The following is a 17,752-nucleotide window of genomic DNA, read 5'->3' on the forward strand; positions in this document are numbered from 1 at the left end:
TTGTATCATAGTACACACCCGTTCAAAATTGATACTATAATTATACAGCAAAAAAGGTATAATTCCCTCAGATAATGAGGTATTATACCTTTTTTACATTATTTAGGAGAACTTTTTCAGTGGCCTCTTTAAAAAGATGAGGGGGATTTTTGCTTTCAATAGGATTTAAAGTCAACAGAAACCAAGGACCCTATTTACACTATTTATGTCAAGTCTTTTCACTGACAGGTTTAATAAAATCGACTTTATAAATTCCTATACTGCAACTTCCAATAAACCTCATTTACTTATGATACGGTTCCCCCCGATTAATCCGAAACGCCCGGTACACCTGCTCGACCAAAATCAATCTCATCAGCTGGTGAGGGAAGGTCATCCGTGAAAAAGACAGCTGCTCATTTGACCGCTTCAATACTTCGTCACTTAATCCGAGTGATCCGCCAATGACAAAAGCAATTTTGCTTTTACCATAGGTGGCCAGCTTATCCAGCATATCTGCTAATTCCTCCGATGACCTCATTTTCCCCTGAATCGCTAAAGCTATCACATATGTATCTGCACTAATCTTGGCAAGGATCCGTTCGCCTTCTTTTTGTTTCACCTGGATCATTTCCAGTTCGCTTAATTCTTCAGGTGCCTTTTCATCGGCTACTTCAATCATTTCTACCTTCGCATAGGCAGATAATCTTTTGACATATTCTTCAATTCCCATTTTCAAATACTTCTCTTTTAATTTCCCAACTGTAATGATGGAGATATTCACAATCCACAGCCCTTTTCAAATTGATTACAAACAGCTTACAAACAAGATATCCACAGCAGTTATCCACATATGCACATTTTTTATCCACATCTTGTATGAAATCATTTGTTCGCCACAAGATATACAGCCTTATTTCGACAAAATTCACAGCTTGTTGATAAGTTATCCACATCAATTTTAGTTAAAACCGGAAATGTCTCATATTCATCCACAATCATATCTAATCCAAGTTCTACATGTTCCTCACAACAATAAATCATACATAACTTCACCTTTCTTATTAGCTAATCTTCCTTTTTACTACACGTACTATATCATATTGCGGTTAAATGACCAATGGCATAAAAAACAGGAGGGCGCAATCCCGCCATCCTGTTTTTCATCATACTTATTGCAATTTATCTCCCACTAATGTCAGACTGGTCTCCTTCAGCTTGCCATCACGGTAAAACTTAATGGTCATCTTTTCGCCAATCTTCTTATCCTGATATAGATGTTTGCGAAGATCAATGACATCATTAATTTTTAGACCATCCATTTCCACAATGACATCCATTTCTTCAAGTCCCGCACGTGCAGCTGGTGATGCTGGAACGACCTGACGAATGGCTACCCCATGGGTCACATTCCGCGGCAGCTTTAGAGCTTCCTGCTGATAATAGGCTGGAATTTCACTCACTGACTTTAAGTCCACACCCATATAGGGACGTTTCACACTCCCAAACGACTCAAGGTCATGGATAATTGGTTTCGCTGAATTAATGGGTATCGATAAACCGATTCCTTCTACTGCATTTTGGGCAATTTTCATGGAATTAATGCCGATCACCTGGCCGGCTATATTAATAAGTGCACCACCGCTGTTTCCAGGGTTGATCGCTGCATCTGTCTGCAATACTTCTGACTGCCAGTCTATAACACCATCCTGATTAATGTCTACAGGGATAGTCCGTTTAAGTCCTGAAATAATTCCTTGTGTAACAGACCCAGAGAAAGTAGGACCCAGCGGATTTCCGATAGCAATAACAGGCTCACCCATTTTTAAGCTGTCAGAATCTCCAAATTCGGCTGTTTTTTTTATTTTACCGGCATCAATTTCAAGAACGGCTAAGTCTGTCCAAATATCGCTTCCCAATAGCTTTGCAGGAATCTTAGTCCCGTCACTCATACTTACCTCAAGCCTGGTTGCCCCCTCAACAACATGATGGTTGGTTACAACATAGGCCTTGCCGCCAGCCTTTCTATAAATTACCCCTGAACCGGTGCCGGCTGTTTCATCACCACTGCTGTTGTCGTCGGCCCAAAAGCTTGTTGACTGGATATTATTGATCCCGACAACGGCATCAGCTGTTTTATTAATCGCCTTTGTGGTATCTGTTTTTACATCATAGGATACCTGCTGGCGGATTATATTTCCTCCGGTATCATTATCTGTGCTTGTTTCCGCAGCATTTTGATTGGTTTCAATTTTATATGGGAGAATTCCCTTATTGGAAAGAGCCGGTACTGCAATAATTACCAAAATGGCACCAAGAATGGCACCCACTAAGCTCGCAGTAAAAATTCCGCCTTTTCGGCTTTTATTCCCCCTGTACTGATTTGGTGAATGATCATCATAAAAACCCAATTCTACACCATTCCTCTCTTTCGAATGATTGCTATTTATATTTTGGCTTATAATTACAATTATACTCTACTAAAGCGGATTTACTAAAAAATTGTCATTCTATAGGGAAGGCATAAAAAAAGTGAGGCGACTGTCCAGGCAGCATCCTCACTCTGTTTTTAAACCGCAGTTAATATCGTTGGTGTTTTAGGGTCTGTGTCATATAGTCCAAATTGTTCGCCGACAATCAAACCTCGGCTTTCCAGCGTTTGGGCAACAGACATTCTCGCTAATTCTTTCATATTATTATCCTTGCTTAAATGGGCAAGATACACCTTTTTGGTCCGGTCCCCGATAACCTCGCTCATCGCAATCGCTGCGTCTTCATTTGAAACATGACCAACATCGCTTAGAATTCTCCGTTTAAGATTCCATGGATAATGTCCCATCCGCAGCATTTGTACATCATGATTGGATTCAAAAACATAGACATCCGCATTCGAAATAATGCCTTTCATCCGATCGCTGACATACCCGGTATCTGTGATTAACACAAGCTTTTTATCAGATTGATGGAATGTATAAAACATCGGCTCTGCCGCATCATGTGAAACACCAAATGATTCAATATCAATAGAACCAAAACTCTTAACCGACTCCATATTAAATACGAACTTCTGGTCAGTTGGAATAACACCAACTGATTTTTCCATCGCCTGCCATGTTTTCTCATTGGCGTATACAGGTAATTTATATTTTCGGGCAAGAACCCCAATTCCTTTAATATGATCATTATGTTCATGGGTAACAAAGATAGCGGAAAGCTTGCTGGGATCACGGTCAATCTGCTGAAATAATGCTTCCATCTGCTTGCCGCTAAAACCCGCATCCACTAAGAAGGAATGTTCATCAGACTCAACATAAAGGGCGTTCCCCGTACTCCCGCTGGCTAAGATGCTATAACGCAAAGACATACTAACTCACTCCACACTCATTTTATCATCATTTTTAAAATCAATAATCTGACCTTCAAAGGCATTAACATATAAACTTTCTTTGTTATTCACTTCAAAGCGCCATGTAGGGGCTAACACTTGAGATGCTGCTAACTGTACGAGTGTCGAATAGCCTAGTTCAACCTTGGTAATCTTGCTTTTTGGCTTCAGTAGTCCCTTTTGATGCAATGTTTCAATTGCTTTTAATGGAGGAAGTATCTCTTCTTTGGCCGTCAACTCTTCCACTCCCTCCAAATAGCTCTGCTGATAGGATACAATCTGGTTTTTTTCATTATATTTAAAGATAATCATTCCATTTATATTTTGATATAAGGGAGAGGTATCATATGACTGAAAGTAGGTAATTGTTTTTTGATTATCATCTTTCTCCCAAAACTGATATTGATCCCCATATAAAACATTATCCTTCAAAAAGTCAGCAAGATCTGCCGGTTCAAATTTCGAACTTAGCTGCATAGGCTTCTCTAGGTTCATGAACAGGGTAGTGCTTGGCTCCTCCCACTTCATCTTTTGGCCCTTCAATTTTGCTATATCCTCTTTTGTAAAAATTTTTGGCTTTGCACTTAGATATTGGGCCTTAATCAACGTTTCCGGCAATTCAACATACGTAATTTCATCTGCCTGCAGTTTCTCTTCAAAAGACGTCTTAGTAATGACTTCATATTTATTGGCGTCGCGGATTTTCATGAATTGAAATAATAGATAGGCATCTAAAATTAAAAAGGTCACGATAAAAATGGTTTTTATTTTATTCCAATCCATGCGCAGGCCCTCCTAGGTCTTCCATTGTTATACGCCCCCAAGTATTATCGTAGCGATAATACCATTCAGGTTCTAAGAGGATGAGTCTGTTCTCTTCTGTATCTTTTTCCATCCGGTAGCCTAAAACCATTTGCTGCAGCAGTTCCGGCTTAAAGTTTGGTTTGCTTTGTAAAAATTCCAGTGCCTTATAGCCTGATGGCTGCGTTACCGTTCTTTCCGCAAGCGGCAGTTCTAAGGCAATATTTGGACGGATATACTTATTTACTTTATTTCGCCCCCACACCTCATAAATCTCTGACAGCCCAATATCACTAAACACAGGATACCCTTCTTTGCTGTACAGCCGGAAGGTGACAGAGCGTTTATATTCATCCTTTTCTGCATAGCGGAACTCATCTGTCCAGCCGCCGTGCTCATTGACAAAATCAATGCCCCGCTTCACCAAGTCATAGGCATTTTCCAGATAGTTATCATCTATCGTCGGATTCACATAGGAGAGCATATTACTATCGTAATTAACGGTCAGTTTACTTGAACCATTCGTATATTCCTCACCATTGGTCAGGACACTTTTTTGAACAAAACTAGGGTCATCAAATAGTGCCTCTTTGAATGCCTCCGAATCAAGGATTTTAGGAAGATACTTATATGTCATCATTTTAGTTTCATTTACAGGCAGAAAAAGCGTCCTAGTTTCCGTTGCTTTAAAGGCAAAAAAGCGTGGATATTTCGTACCGCCTTTAAAAAATTCCTGATTGAAGGAATTTAAATTGGCTGGTGAAATATGAGCCATAAACACCTGGTTATTTTCTGATGAAACAAAATAGACAATTCCATTTTCCTCTCCCGAATGCTCTACATTAATCACCATGCGGTCAAATGTAAAGGATGGGGGTTTTTCACCCTCAATTTTTAAAACACTGCGGTATAATTCAACCGGCACTTCCCCGGGGAAAATTATTTCTGCGTTCCCTGTTCCATGAACCAGTTCATCAAAGTCGTTGACTTTATTTGTGTAGTTTTTTAAATCAAAAAAGGACCATTTGCTTACTTCCTTAATAATCTTATCTAATTCGCCTCTATTATTTGTTCCATAATGTTTTCCATAAATATGAAACAGGACTTGGTCAGGACGGATAATTTTCTGAACCTCCTGCTTTTCACTTAACGTGACTTCTTCCAATGTATTATTACTTTCCATCTTTTCGTAATTGGGCTGATACGTCCAAAGATTCCACGTTAATAGCACACTTAGTAAGATTAAAATAATCAATATAATGGATTTTATTGTTTCGTATTTCATGACCATTCATCCTCTTCAGTACGTTGGTATGGCAGTGAGAAGGAAATCGTTGTTCCTCTTCCTTCTTTACTTGTTGCCCATATCTCGCCGTCATGGGCCTTCACCATTTCTTTTGCAATGGCTAGTCCCAATCCCGTACCGCCTAATTTCCGAGTCCTTGCCTTATCTACACGATAAAAACGGTCAAATATTTTTCCAATACTTTCTTTTGGTATCCCTACACCTTCATCTGATACGCTGACAATAATTTTATCCTCCTTCTCTTTCATCGAGAAAGTTACCTTCCCGCCTTCTGGAGAATATTTTAAGGCATTAGAAATAACATTGTATAAAACCTGAGTTATTTTATCTTCATCAACTTCAACAAAAACAGCATGTTCCGGCAATTTCCTGCTGAAGGTTACATTCTGATGTTTGGACATCTCAAACCGATCAATAATCCGGTCATAGAATACAGCAAAATCCACCCATTCTTTGTTCAGCTTATAATCTGTACTATCCATTTTGGATAACTGTAATAAGTCATTTACAAGACGAATCATTCGTTCTGTTTCCGTCCGGGTTACCTCTAAAAAGTTTGGAGCAATCTCCTTATCCTGCCATGCTCCATCAGCAAGTGCCTCAAGATAACTGCGCATCGTTGTCAGCGGCGTCCTTAGTTCGTGGGAAACATTTGCGACGAACTCTCGTCTGTCAGCATCAATTTTTTCCTGTTCGGTAATATCATGAAGAACCGCAATTAGTCCGTTAACAAAACCGGTTTCTTTTTGGATGACGGAAAAATTTGCACGGAGTATATATGGCTCCGTCTTTGTACTATAATCTAAAATTAAAGAGTCATTCTCTTCCAGTAAATCTTCAAATGTATTACCATCTTCCAAACCTAACACAGACATAATGGGCTCTGACAAAACTGTTTCACGTGAAACATTCAGCATCTCAGCGGCAGGTTCATTAATTAAAATCACTCTGCCTTTTCTATCTGTGGCTATCACACCATCTGTCATAGAGGACAGGACAGATGACAACTTTCTTCTTTCGCCCTCCGTCATTGCTTGAGCCTCTTGAAGCCTTTTCGTCAAATGGTTAAAGGTACTGGCAAGCGTACCAATTTCATCATTGCCGTATACCTTAACCTTCCTGGAGAAATTCCCCTTTGCCATAGCCAACGCCTGCTTTTTCATATCTGCAATCGGCTTGGCAATGGTTTGTGCCAGCAAAATCCCCAGTACTGCAGTGATAGATAGGGCGATTGCTGTTCCAGTTGAAAAGATACCATTAATTGTCTTCATTTGGGTAAAGACACTTTCAATTTTAGCAACTAAATAAATAGAGCCAAGCACCTTTTTACCAGACATAATCGGAGTAGAAAGGACCCAAATACGGTGCCCAGTCTGCGGATCAATCTGAATCGCGCTTTGATCCTCTTCCAATACCATCGATTGTTTAATACGCAGCTCTGTTGTCCGCTGCCCGACAATCCCCTGATTGTTCACATCCGATGTACCTAAGATTTTCATTGATCTGCCTTCAATGACCCGCACCTCGGAAATATCAACAGCTTCAAAATCTCTTAAAACTTTCCCAATAGCTTCTTCCAGCGTACGATCTTCAGGTGTTCTTTCCTTTTCCATTTCCTCTCGGACATTATAAGCAAGCAAATTTACACGTTCTTTAATCGACGTCTGAAAATTCGTCCTTAATGTAGTTTCAAGCTGTTTGACGAAATATACGCCAATCACCTGCATCGCCACTAAAATAAGAAGAACATAGATGACGACAAATTTTACGTGTATTGAACGAAAGAATCCAACCTTTTTCACTAGTCATTACTCCTGTTCAGGATTTCGTAAATAATACCCCACCCCGCGTCTAGTTACGATCCATGCCGGATGACTCGGACTGTCTTCAATTTTTTCACGAAGACGTCTGACCGTAACATCGACAGTACGGACATCACCGTAATAATCATATCCCCAGACCGTCTGCAGTAAATGCTCTCTTGTCATAACCTGACCAATATGTTTTGCTAAATAAAAAAGTAATTCAAACTCACGGTGTGTAAGTTCAATGGTTTCCCCGCGTTTAGAAACAATATAAGCATCAGGGTGGATGACAAGGGATCCAATCGTAATCTCATTTGTTTCATTTTCAGCCTCAGGCTGTGCAGCCACCTGCTGCTGGCGGCGAAGATTCGCTTTTACACGGGCAATTAATTCCCTGGTGCTGAAAGGTTTTGTAACATAGTCATCTGCACCAAGCTCCAAGCCTAACACTTTATCAATTTCAGAATCCTTTGCCGTTAACATAATAATCGGCATTTCATATTTTTTGCGCACTTCACGGCATACTTCCATGCCATCCTGGCCTGGAAGCATGATATCAAGAAGTATTAAGTCCGGCTGAATTTCCTCAACTAAATTTAATGCTTCGTTCCCTTCATAGGCACAGTAAACTACGTAACCTTCTTTTCTGAGATTAAACTGTAAAATATCTGCAATCGGCTTTTCATCATCAACGATAAGAATTTTCTTTTCCATACTAGTTCTCCTCTCCATTAACATGGAATTTCAATCTATATTAATAAGCAGTTAAAAAAGTCATAACTATACTATTTTACTTTACCATTATTTCAGCCTAAATTCATCAATTACAAGTTTTTTACAGAGATAGGCAAAAGCATCTCGGGGCAGCCCAGCAGGCACAATAAGACCTGTTGAAGGGCTGCTTTTTAAACTATTAGACATATTGGCCTGTACTCAAGGTGCATAAAGTTAAAGCTTTGCGTAAGATTCTTAAGCAGTTTATTCCAGGATGGAAACTAACTGGCCGCATTGGCTGGGCACTCTTATTCCAGGATGAAAAACCGGCTGGACACTCAGTAAAGTAACATCACTATTTTCTAAAATGGAAAAGCCCCCAGCAGCTGCTGGAGACTTCTACCTGTTCACGTATTTTAACGGATTGACCAAACTTCCATTTTTATACACTTCAAAATGCAAATGAATACCTGTAGAGTCCCCGGTTGACCCCATAACACCAATTGCTGTTCCTTTTGAAACAGTTTGTCCGGCTTTTACCTTCAGTGATGACATATGCCCGTAAAGGGTCCGATACCCATTTTTATGGTCAATGATGATTCGATTGCCATACCCATTGCCCCAGCCGGCAGAAACTACCACACCATTATCGGCTGCTTTGATTGTCCTATTGCTTGGCCTTGCAATATCAATGCCTTTATGCAATTTTCCCCAGCGATATCCCATTTGACTGGATATATAGCCTCCGACTGTCGGCCAGGCAAAACTTCCTTCGCCTCGGGACGGAAGAACCTTTGTTCCTTTTTCAACAAGGCGGTTTACCGGCTGCTCTAAAATTTTCTTATTAACTATTTCCTTCTTTGACTCTGTTCCATTTTGCTCGGTAATTCTGTAGGTTACCGACTGTGTACCATTTTTGCCATCCTGCTTTACTTTTGTCTGCCCTTTCGGCTTAGATGAATTTTCGACAGTCTTTGTTGTGTATGGAATGGATTCCTTTCGATTTGTTTCCTTTTCCACCATCACTTCAATAAACGGTGTTAGTTCCGTTACATTAATCTTTTCTCCTATTCTTAAAATAGAATCTGCCGTTAATCCCGGATTTAGCACTAAGATTTCATTTAGCTTTAAACCGTGATCATGGGCAATCGTTTCAATAGCGTCACCCTTTTGTACAGTATATTTCTTTTCTAGTAATGTTCCCTTTTGTAAATAGGTAACAGCGTCTTTGAGAGACATAATTTTTTCTGGCTCTATACTTTGCTCTTCAAATGAAATGCCTTTTGATAAACGAACATCTAATAGGCGGGATTCGTTTTCCTTTAAAGGTGGTAAAACCGTTTCCGCGGATGCCTTTCTTGCTTCAAGCTCTTCCAATTGATCTTGAGACACATACTGCAGCTTAAGGTTTTTAATCACTTCTTGAGCTGTTTGTTCGCTGTCAACGTAAGTAACAGGGTTGCCGTCAATTACAATCGCAGCAGCAGCCACCTTAATTTGAAATACATCCTTTAACGTTTCGATTGTCTCCGGATTATTTGCTGTGCTGTTAAATACCCTCTTCGGAATGTACTCTACTTTCGGAGCAGACTTAATCCGGAATTTACCAGCCTGCTGCGTTTTTTCAGCTATTATACGGTTGACGATCTTTTTATTCGTAACATTTCCTGCATATGTACCATTAACATAAACCTGATATGTAGTAGCAGACTGATTGGACTGATTGGATTGATCGGATTGATTGGAGTCTGCAAATGCAATTGGCCCGCTGCTGAAGGCAAGTGTCGAAGCAGCCATTGCTGAGATAATGGTTGTCTTTATAGTAAATAACTTCTTATATGAAAATAACATCATTTCCTCCCAAATCACAAAAAAACTCTTAATCTAGTACTTTTGACTACTTGAATTTTCTCTTAATTTCAAACCTATTTTACTGTACCATAGTTTTTTTTGAAAAAATGTGGAGTCTCAATAATGTAATAAAAATGTATAAAAGATGACATTTTCCTATTTTTCATGAAATATGCCAGTAAATTTTACCCATTTATTTTCTTTAAGGAACAGACGTAATTTCCTATTAAATCAGGTGTTCAATTAGTTCTTGGGTAGTAGAGGAGATATTTTACAGATAAGTGTGGGTTTGTGGAGAATTGTAAAAATATAGCTGTTCTTTTACGGTTTTATTACAACAGCAAATAAGCGAATGTAAAAAGGCTTGCCATTGAACGCAAGCCTTTTGGATGGCTCAGGACGGAATCGAACCGCCGACACAAGGATTTTCAGTCCTTTGCTCTACCGACTGAGCTACTGAGCCATATTGAATTTAGTTGTAATAATAATAGTCCCTTTCCGTACATGCATATTCATCGAAGTAAGTAATCTGCAACGCAAATGAGCTATTTCCTTTTGTTATGTATAGTGGCGGTCTGGACGGGACTCGAACCCGCGACCTCCTGCGTGACAGGCAGGCATTCTAACCAGCTGAACTACCAGACCAAATTTTAATTTTAATGGCAAACTAACAAGGAGACTGTCCTTGCCAGCCTTTTGTCAGCCTGCCAACGCCATGACCCCTACGGGATTCGAACCCGTGTTACCGCCGTGAAAGGGCGGTGTCTTAACCGCTTGACCAAGGGGCCATTTATATGAAAATGGTGAGCCATGAAGGACTCGAACCTTCGACCCTCTGATTAAAAGTCAGATGCTCTACCAACTGAGCTAATGGCTCATAAAAAAGGAAACTTCACTAATCCCTATTTAGGTCGTCAGATGTCCCCGCCTCAGAAAGTCTATGCAAGAAGCAGCTCGGCGTGTACAACTCGAAACTAATTCATAGAAGCTTTGCTCGTTGCTCTACCAACTGAGCTAATGGCTCATGTCATACTTCTTCTATGACGACGCTTTTTATAATATCATGTCTTATGTATGAAGTGCAACACTTTTTTATGATTTTATTAAAATTATAAAAGGCGATCATTTACCGTTTTTTAAAACAGTTTTTTTGTGGATACAGACAGGTTTAGCACTATAGCATTCAAATTTGTCATTTATAGCATTTAAATATTGTCGCTTCCTGCTTCCTGCACGTGCCTCCCCAAAAATCCCAACAAAAGGAAGAGAGACCCTCTAAATTTAAATCAGAGGGCCTGGAAATTCACATATTCCGATTAGATCTGTCTCCATGGGCTGCGGACTACATTGGTTTGAGTACGGTCTGGGCCAACAGAGAAGGTGGTCAATGGAACACCTGTCAGCTGGGTTACCCGCTCAACATAGTGTCGTGCATTTGCTGGGAGCTCATCTAATGATTTTACACCAGTAATATCCTCAGTCCAGCCAGGAAGTTCTTCATAAATTGGCTCACATTGAGAAAGGATTTTTAAATTTGCAGGGTATTCTGTAATAACCTGATCCTTATAACGGTAAGCTGTACAAATCTTTAATGTCTCAAGTCCAGTTAAAACGTCAATGGAATTAAGGGAAAGGTCCGTTAAACCGCTGACACGGCGGGCATGGCGGACAACGACGCTGTCGAACCAGCCAATACGGCGCGGACGGCCGGTTGTTGTACCATATTCACGGCCGACTTCCCGAATTTGATTGCCGACTTCATCAAATAATTCTGTCGGGAATGGACCGTCGCCTACGCGGGAAGTATAGGCTTTACAAACACCCACTACATGAGTAATTTTTGATGGCCCCACACCAGAACCAATGGTAACACCGCCGGCAACAGGGTTAGATGAAGTAACAAACGGGTATGTGCCTTGGTCAATATCCAGCATTACCCCTTGGGCACCTTCAAACAATACGCGTTTGCCATCATCTAATGCATCATTTAATACAACAGATGTATCGCATACATATTGTTTAAATTGCTGGCCATACTCGTAGTATTCGTCCAGAATATCTTCCTTTTTAAAACCTTCAACTTCATAAATCCGTTCAAATAAACGGTTTTTTTCTGCTAAGTTTTGCTCTAATTTTTCTTCAAACACTTCACGGTCTAATAAGTCAGCAATACGGATGCCGACACGAGCTGCTTTATCCATGTAAGCAGGTCCAATACCTTTTTTCGTTGTGCCAATTTTATTATCGCCTTTACGTAATTCTTCTACTTCGTCTAATTTTAGGTGGTATGGAAGAATAACGTGTGCACGGTTGCTGATTCTTAAATTATCAGTTGAAATGCCTTGTTCATGTAAATACGCCAATTCCTCAACAAGCGCCTTTGGATCAACAACCATTCCATTTCCGATAACACTAATCTTTTCTTTATTAAAAATCCCTGAAGGAATCAAGTGTAATTTATAGGTAACGCCGTTAAATTTAATTGTGTGGCCGGCATTATTTCCGCCTTGATAACGAGCAATTACCTCTGCATTTTCAGAAAGAAAATCGGTAATTTTTCCTTTTCCTTCGTCTCCCCATTGTGTACCAACAACTACTACTGATGACATGAAAGGCACCTCCGAAATTATTCACTTCTAGGTCATTAAATACTTAACACTACATAGTTTACCAATTCTGCATCCAAAAATCAATTAAACACGAACATTTTTATATTAATATATGTAATTTGTTCGCTAATATAGCAATCTACTAAAAAAGGCCAGCCATATATCGGCTGACCTTAAAATTTATCCCAATATAACGAGCAGAAAAAGCTCCTGCTTCGTTAATTATCGTAAGCAGAAAGCATAAGCGGGTGACCAGCTTCCCGTAAAAGTTCGAATAGTTCAAGTAACAAGCAGCAGAAAAAAACTCTGATTGAAGCTCCTTTATGCACCAGGCGGGGCCATGGCATCATCAAATCGTCTCTCTAAGTTGACGAATTTATTATATTCTTTTACAAACGCCAGACTCACTGTTCCAACCGGGCCGTTACGCTGCTTGGCTATAATAATTTCAATAATGTTCTTATTCTCCGATTCCTTATCATAATAGTCATCGCGATATAAGAAGGCAACAATATCGGCGTCCTGCTCAATACTACCTGATTCACGGATATCGGACATCATTGGCCGTTTATCCTGCCGCTGCTCAACACCACGAGACAGCTGTGATAACGCAATAATTGGAACTTGAAGTTCACGTGCCAGCTGTTTAAGGGAACGGGAAATCTCAGATACTTCCTGCTGTCTGTTTTCCCCTGATTTTCCGCTTCCGAGAACTAACTGTAAGTAATCAATTAAAATCATGCCTAAGCCATGCTCTTGTTTCAACCGCCGGCATTTAGCACGGATTTCATTTACTTTAACACCAGGCGTATCATCAATAAAAATGGGGGCATTTGACAGGCTGCCCATCGCCATTACAAGTTTTCCCCAGTCATCATCTGTAAGGGAACCGGTACGCAGCCTTTGTGCATCAATATTCCCCTCTGCACAAAGCATACGCATTACCAGCTGTTCCGCTCCCATCTCCAGACTGAAGATGGCGACAGTCTCATTGGCTTTAATCGCAACATTTTGTGCAATATTTAAAGCAAACGCCGTTTTACCAACTGATGGACGGGCACCAACAATAATTAAGTCATTGCGCTGGAATCCTGCCGTCATCCGGTCAAGCTCGGCAAAGCCCGTCGGAATACCTGTAATATCGCCTGCACGGGCATGCATTAATTCAATATTGTCATACGTACGGACAAGGACATCTTTAATATTATGGAACGCTCCGGCATTTTTCCTTTGCGCCACTTCAAGAATATTTTTCTCCGCGTCATTTAAGACGGTTTCTACTTCATCTTCACGTGTATATCCGTCCTGTGCAATATTTGTCGCTGTACGGATCAACCTTCTTAGTAAAGACTTTTCTTCTACGATTCTAGCATAATACTCTATATTTGCTGCTGTTGGAACAGATGCCGCTACTTCACTTAAATAGCTGACACCGCCAATATCTTCGATTAAGTTAGCTGCTGATAATTCTTCAGTAACGGTAATAAGGTCTACTGCCTTGCCCTCATCATTCAGCTTTAACATCACATTAAAGATCTTCTGATGGGCCGCCCGATAAAAGTCTTCAGGAATTAAAATTTCAGATGCTAGTGTTAGGGAAGATGGCTCTAAAAAAACGGCACCAATTACCGCCTGTTCAGCCTCAATGTTTTGCGGGGGCATGCGGTCTGCAAATAAATCACTCATATAGCAAAAACCTCCAATTAGAAGGAATAGTATGTTTTGGGATCAAAATGAACTGAATCCAGCTTCAGCACTTTTATTTTTCAAAAAGAAAAGTGACCAGCAATACACCGATCACGTCTCATTACATTTTACTATATTCTATCAGACTTTACGTAAATTTGAACTGGGAATTTTTTATTATACTTCCTGAACATGTACTGTAAGCGTTGCTGTTACATCATGATAAAGCTTCACAGGCACCTTTGTGTGTCCTAAAGTGCGGATAGCGTCATTTAATTCCATTTTACGTTTATCCACTTTAATACCGTGTTTTTTCTGTAATTCTTCAGCAATTTGCTTTGATGTAATCGAGCCAAAGATTCTGCCGCCTTCACCAGCCTTAGCGGTTAATTCTACTGTAATTTGATCTAATTTTTCTTTTAGTTTTTTTGCCTCAGCCAATTCTTCAGCTGCCAGTTTTTCCTGTTTCTTATTTTGTGCCTCCAATGAACTCATACTGGAAGTTGTTGCTTCAACTGCTAAACCCTGTTTAATTAAAAAGTTATGGGCATACCCATCCGCCACATTTTTAATTTCGCCTTTTTTTCCTTTACCCTTAACATCTTTTAGAAAAATTACTTTCATTCCTTTTTGCTCCCTTCAAAATATTCATCAATCGCCTGCTTTAGTTCAGCTTCTGTTTCTTCAATGGTTAATCCTGTAAGCTGTGTAGCAGCATTCGTCAAATGGCCGCCGCCTTTTAAGCTTTCCATAATCACTTGAACATTGACATTCCCTAATGACCGGGCACTTATGCCAATAACCTCATCACTGCGTTTGGCAATAACAAAGGATGCAGATACCCCATCCATGGATAATAATGTATCAGCAGCCTGCGCAATAATCACTTGATCATGAAGCTCTAATTCACTGCCCTTGGATATTGCAATACCATCACGATAAAAGACAACAGATTCAATTAATTTAGACCTTTCTTTATATGTATCAATGCTTTCCTTCATCAATTTTTGAACGAGTACTGTGTCAGCACCATGTGCTCTTAAATAGGAAGCGGCATCAAATGTCCTCGAACCTGTTCTTAACGTAAAGCTTTTCGTATCTACAATAATTCCAGCTAAAAGAGCAGTTGCTTCAATCATCTCTATTTTAACCTTCTTCGGCTGATATTCAAGGAATTCAGTCACAAGCTCTGAGGTGGAGGAGGCATAAGGCTCCATGTACACCAGCAGAGGATTGATAATGAAATCTTCACTTCGCCTGTGATGGTCTATTACCACGACATGGTCAATTTTATTCAGCAGCCGTTCTTCCATCACTAATGAAGGCTTATGTGTATCAACCACGACCAAAAGGGTCTTATCTGTGGCAATCTCTAATGCCTCTTCCGGGTTAATAAAACGGGAATATAAGCTTTCCTGGCTGCGGACTTCATTCATCAGCCGCTTAACCCCATTGTCAATCTCCTGCATGTTCACCACCATATAGGCATCCTTTTGATTCATTTGTGCCACCTTGTAAATGCCAATCCCTGCACCAATTGAGTCCATATCCGGATTTTTATGGCCCATTATGATCACTTTATCACTCGCGGTAATTAAATCCTTCAAGGCATGTGAAATAACACGCGCTCTTACTCTGGTTCTTTTCTCAATTGGATTTGTCTTTCCGCCATAGAACTTAACTTTTCCATTTGGCTGTTTAATCGCCACCTGGTCACCGCCTCTTCCAAGCGCCAAATCTAAGCTCGATTGGGCAAGAACTCCCAGCTCAGGGAGGGAGGATACCCCAGCCCCGACACCAATACTTAACGTGAAAGAGACATTATGCTTAGAAGTCATTTCCCTTACATCATCAAGAATTGTAAATTTCCCTTTTTCAAGGATTTGCAATATTTCCTCGTTAAAAACAGCAATAAAGCGCTCCGATGAAACCCGCTTTAGAAAAATGCCATTATCATGTGCCCATTTATTTAAAATGGAAGTAACCAAATTATTGATACTTCCGCGCATTTGGTCATCCATTCCCTGGGTTAAATCATCGTAATTATCTAAAAAGATAGTGGCAATAACAGTCCGCTCATTTTGATACATTTTTTCAATCTCTGTTTGTTCTGTTACATCAAAAAAGTAGAGGAGTTTCTCTTCAGGCTTATGAATAACACGGAATTTCCGCTCATGCAGGGTAATCACCTCCGATTCCACTTCCTGTTTTATTAATGGAATCAGATTATCTGCCACATCATAAAGCGACCTGCCCACAAGCGTATCCTCATCAAAACAGGAGGCCAAGTAGGAGTTAGCCCACTCAACAGAATACTCATCATTAATGAGCATAATCCCAATCGGCATTTCAAGCAGTGCTTCCTCGCCGACCTTTTTTACTCTATAGGAAAGAGTCGAGATATACTCTTCCATTTCCCGTCTCTGACGCTGGTCAATGACAAACATATAATAAATAGGAATGATCATGAAGATGAAGCCAGCAAGACTTAATATCCAATTATATAATAATAGGACGATGAGCAGTATGACTGTAACGCCTATTAAACCGTAAAAAGGGTACCGTATTGACCTCTTTTCTAAAAATTCCGGCAAAGTTTTTCAGCTCCAATCGTAAGTCTTACTCTTTTTTATCAAACCGCCTCCGAAAATTAAATCCCAAGTCGGTAACACCTAGTATCATTATTATATAATGAATAATTGGAATCATGAAAGTGAGAATTGCCAAAAAGATACCAAGCCCCTTTGCCACTGACTTTTTATAAAACACAAAAAAGATGAACGAAAGACCCTGCACCACCATAAACATTTCCAATATGTAAATTGCATTCATCACCGCAGTATATAAATAAGTCCCTTCAGCCGGATGGCCAAAGATTTTGATTGCCATGGCAATTAAGTAATACCATAAAAGGCTTCTAGGCAATGATAAATTTCGAAAATACCCCCACGGCTGCACCTTGATTCCAAACCTTTTAATAATCGGAAAACAAATCCACTGAATAACAAATACAGAAATAATGGATACCATAATTAACAGGCTGGGAGCAAGGGTTTGCAATGTCTTAATCAAAAGTGCATTTTGTTTATTTAATTGCTCCAATTGACTGTCTTGCCCCATAGAACGCAGCAAATCCTCTGACATTTTTGCTGACTGCTTATACATCTCTGTAAACTCATGAATAATATCAAATTTAAAAAAGGCTGCACTTACAGCATACATCACTACTAATCCAACCATAAAAACAAGGGAACTGGTAATTAAAATAGTGGTCCGGCTCCTATTTTTTTGCAGCAGCCAGCCAATCACCGCGCCGATTATGCCATAAATCAGCATTAATCCCACCCCAATGAATGAGCCGGCAATAAAGGAAATAATCACAGCAGCTATGATAAAGGCTGTAATATTTCTGATATTATTCTTTGCCGCAAACATCATAAACGGGAGCGGAAGCACAAAGTTTAAAATGGAACCAAGCAATGGTACATAAATCGTAATTAATAATATTGCTGCAAATGCTGCCAATAATATGGCACCTTCTGTTAGTTTACCTACATTTCTCACTTCTTCACCCCTAAATTAACTGGAAACCTAATCTTTATTGTATCTGCAAGAA

The 17,752-nt window shown here is 39.9% G+C and carries 14 protein-coding genes and 4 tRNA genes; all 18 read right to left on the reverse strand.

Annotated features, from left to right (window positions below):
* Positions 1-283: 283 nt before the first annotated feature.
* Entirely contained in the window at positions 284-763 is a 480-nt protein-coding gene (gene rlmH, locus M3183_RS21705) for a 23S rRNA (pseudouridine(1915)-N(3))-methyltransferase RlmH (protein ID WP_251472910.1), read from the reverse strand.
* A 101-nt stretch (positions 764-864) separates the two neighbouring features.
* The gene (locus M3183_RS21710; protein WP_251472911.1) at positions 865-1,023 is read right to left on the reverse strand and encodes a CxxH/CxxC protein; all 159 of its coding nucleotides are present in this window, start codon (positions 1,021-1,023) and stop codon (positions 865-867) included.
* Positions 1,024-1,151: 128 nt separating this feature from the next.
* Positions 1,152-2,390 carry a S1C family serine protease gene (locus tag M3183_RS21715; RefSeq protein WP_251472913.1) on the reverse strand — a complete coding sequence of 413 codons (1,239 nt, stop codon included), beginning with the start codon at positions 2,388-2,390 and terminating at the stop codon, positions 1,152-1,154.
* Positions 2,391-2,548: 158 nt separating this feature from the next.
* A complete protein-coding gene (locus M3183_RS21720) occupies positions 2,549-3,343 on the reverse strand; it encodes an MBL fold metallo-hydrolase (protein WP_251472915.1) in 795 nt (264 codons plus the stop codon).
* Between the two features lie 6 nt (positions 3,344-3,349).
* On the reverse strand, positions 3,350-4,147 hold the full coding sequence (locus tag M3183_RS21725) for a two-component system regulatory protein YycI (protein ID WP_251472917.1): 798 nt from the start codon (positions 4,145-4,147) through the stop codon (positions 3,350-3,352).
* The gene (locus tag M3183_RS21730; RefSeq protein ID WP_251472919.1) at positions 4,134-5,450 is read right to left on the reverse strand and encodes a YycH family regulatory protein; all 1,317 of its coding nucleotides are present in this window, start codon (positions 5,448-5,450) and stop codon (positions 4,134-4,136) included. Before M3183_RS21730 ends, M3183_RS21725 begins: the two co-directional genes overlap by 14 nt.
* Positions 5,447-7,273 carry a cell wall metabolism sensor histidine kinase WalK gene (walK, locus tag M3183_RS21735; protein WP_251472921.1) on the reverse strand — a complete coding sequence of 609 codons (1,827 nt, stop codon included), beginning with the start codon at positions 7,271-7,273 and terminating at the stop codon, positions 5,447-5,449. The genes M3183_RS21730 and walK overlap by 4 nt, the downstream gene beginning before the upstream one ends.
* Positions 7,274-7,279: 6 nt before the next feature.
* Positions 7,280-7,990 carry a response regulator YycF gene (gene yycF, locus M3183_RS21740; protein WP_251472922.1) on the reverse strand — a complete coding sequence of 237 codons (711 nt, stop codon included), beginning with the start codon at positions 7,988-7,990 and terminating at the stop codon, positions 7,280-7,282.
* Positions 7,991-8,389: 399 nt separating this feature from the next.
* Complete coding sequence (locus M3183_RS21745; protein WP_251472924.1) at positions 8,390-9,844, reverse strand: peptidoglycan DD-metalloendopeptidase family protein; 1,455 nt, start codon at positions 9,842-9,844, stop codon at positions 8,390-8,392.
* Positions 9,845-10,231: 387 nt separating this feature from the next.
* A tRNA-Phe gene (locus tag M3183_RS21750) sits at positions 10,232-10,304 on the reverse strand.
* 105 nt (positions 10,305-10,409) lie between these two features.
* Positions 10,410-10,486: transfer RNA gene (locus M3183_RS21755), tRNA-Asp, on the reverse strand.
* A gap of 71 nt (positions 10,487-10,557) precedes the next feature.
* Positions 10,558-10,629: transfer RNA gene (locus M3183_RS21760), tRNA-Glu, on the reverse strand.
* A 13-nt stretch (positions 10,630-10,642) separates the two neighbouring features.
* Positions 10,643-10,718, reverse strand: a tRNA-Lys gene (locus tag M3183_RS21765).
* Between the two features lie 439 nt (positions 10,719-11,157).
* Positions 11,158-12,450 (reverse strand): adenylosuccinate synthase, encoded by a 1,293-nt coding sequence (locus M3183_RS21770; protein WP_251472925.1) that lies wholly within the window; start codon positions 12,448-12,450, stop codon positions 11,158-11,160.
* Between the two features lie 321 nt (positions 12,451-12,771).
* Complete coding sequence (dnaB, locus tag M3183_RS21775; RefSeq protein WP_251472928.1) at positions 12,772-14,136, reverse strand: replicative DNA helicase; 1,365 nt, start codon at positions 14,134-14,136, stop codon at positions 12,772-12,774.
* A 177-nt stretch (positions 14,137-14,313) separates the two neighbouring features.
* Positions 14,314-14,760 (reverse strand): 50S ribosomal protein L9, encoded by a 447-nt coding sequence (gene rplI, locus M3183_RS21780; RefSeq protein WP_251472929.1) that lies wholly within the window; start codon positions 14,758-14,760, stop codon positions 14,314-14,316.
* Positions 14,757-16,730: a DHH family phosphoesterase gene (locus M3183_RS21785; protein WP_251472930.1), complete on the reverse strand. Its 1,974-nt coding sequence runs from the start codon at positions 16,728-16,730 to the stop codon at positions 14,757-14,759. Before M3183_RS21785 ends, rplI begins: the two co-directional genes overlap by 4 nt.
* Positions 16,731-16,755: 25 nt before the next feature.
* Complete coding sequence (locus tag M3183_RS21790) at positions 16,756-17,700, reverse strand: YybS family protein (protein ID WP_251472931.1); 945 nt, start codon at positions 17,698-17,700, stop codon at positions 16,756-16,758.
* Between the last annotated feature and the right edge of the window lie 52 nt (positions 17,701-17,752).

The sequence above is a fragment of the Neobacillus mesonae genome (genome assembly GCF_023715155.1).
Lineage (GTDB): Bacteria > Bacillota > Bacilli > Bacillales > Cytobacillaceae > Neobacillus > Neobacillus mesonae_A.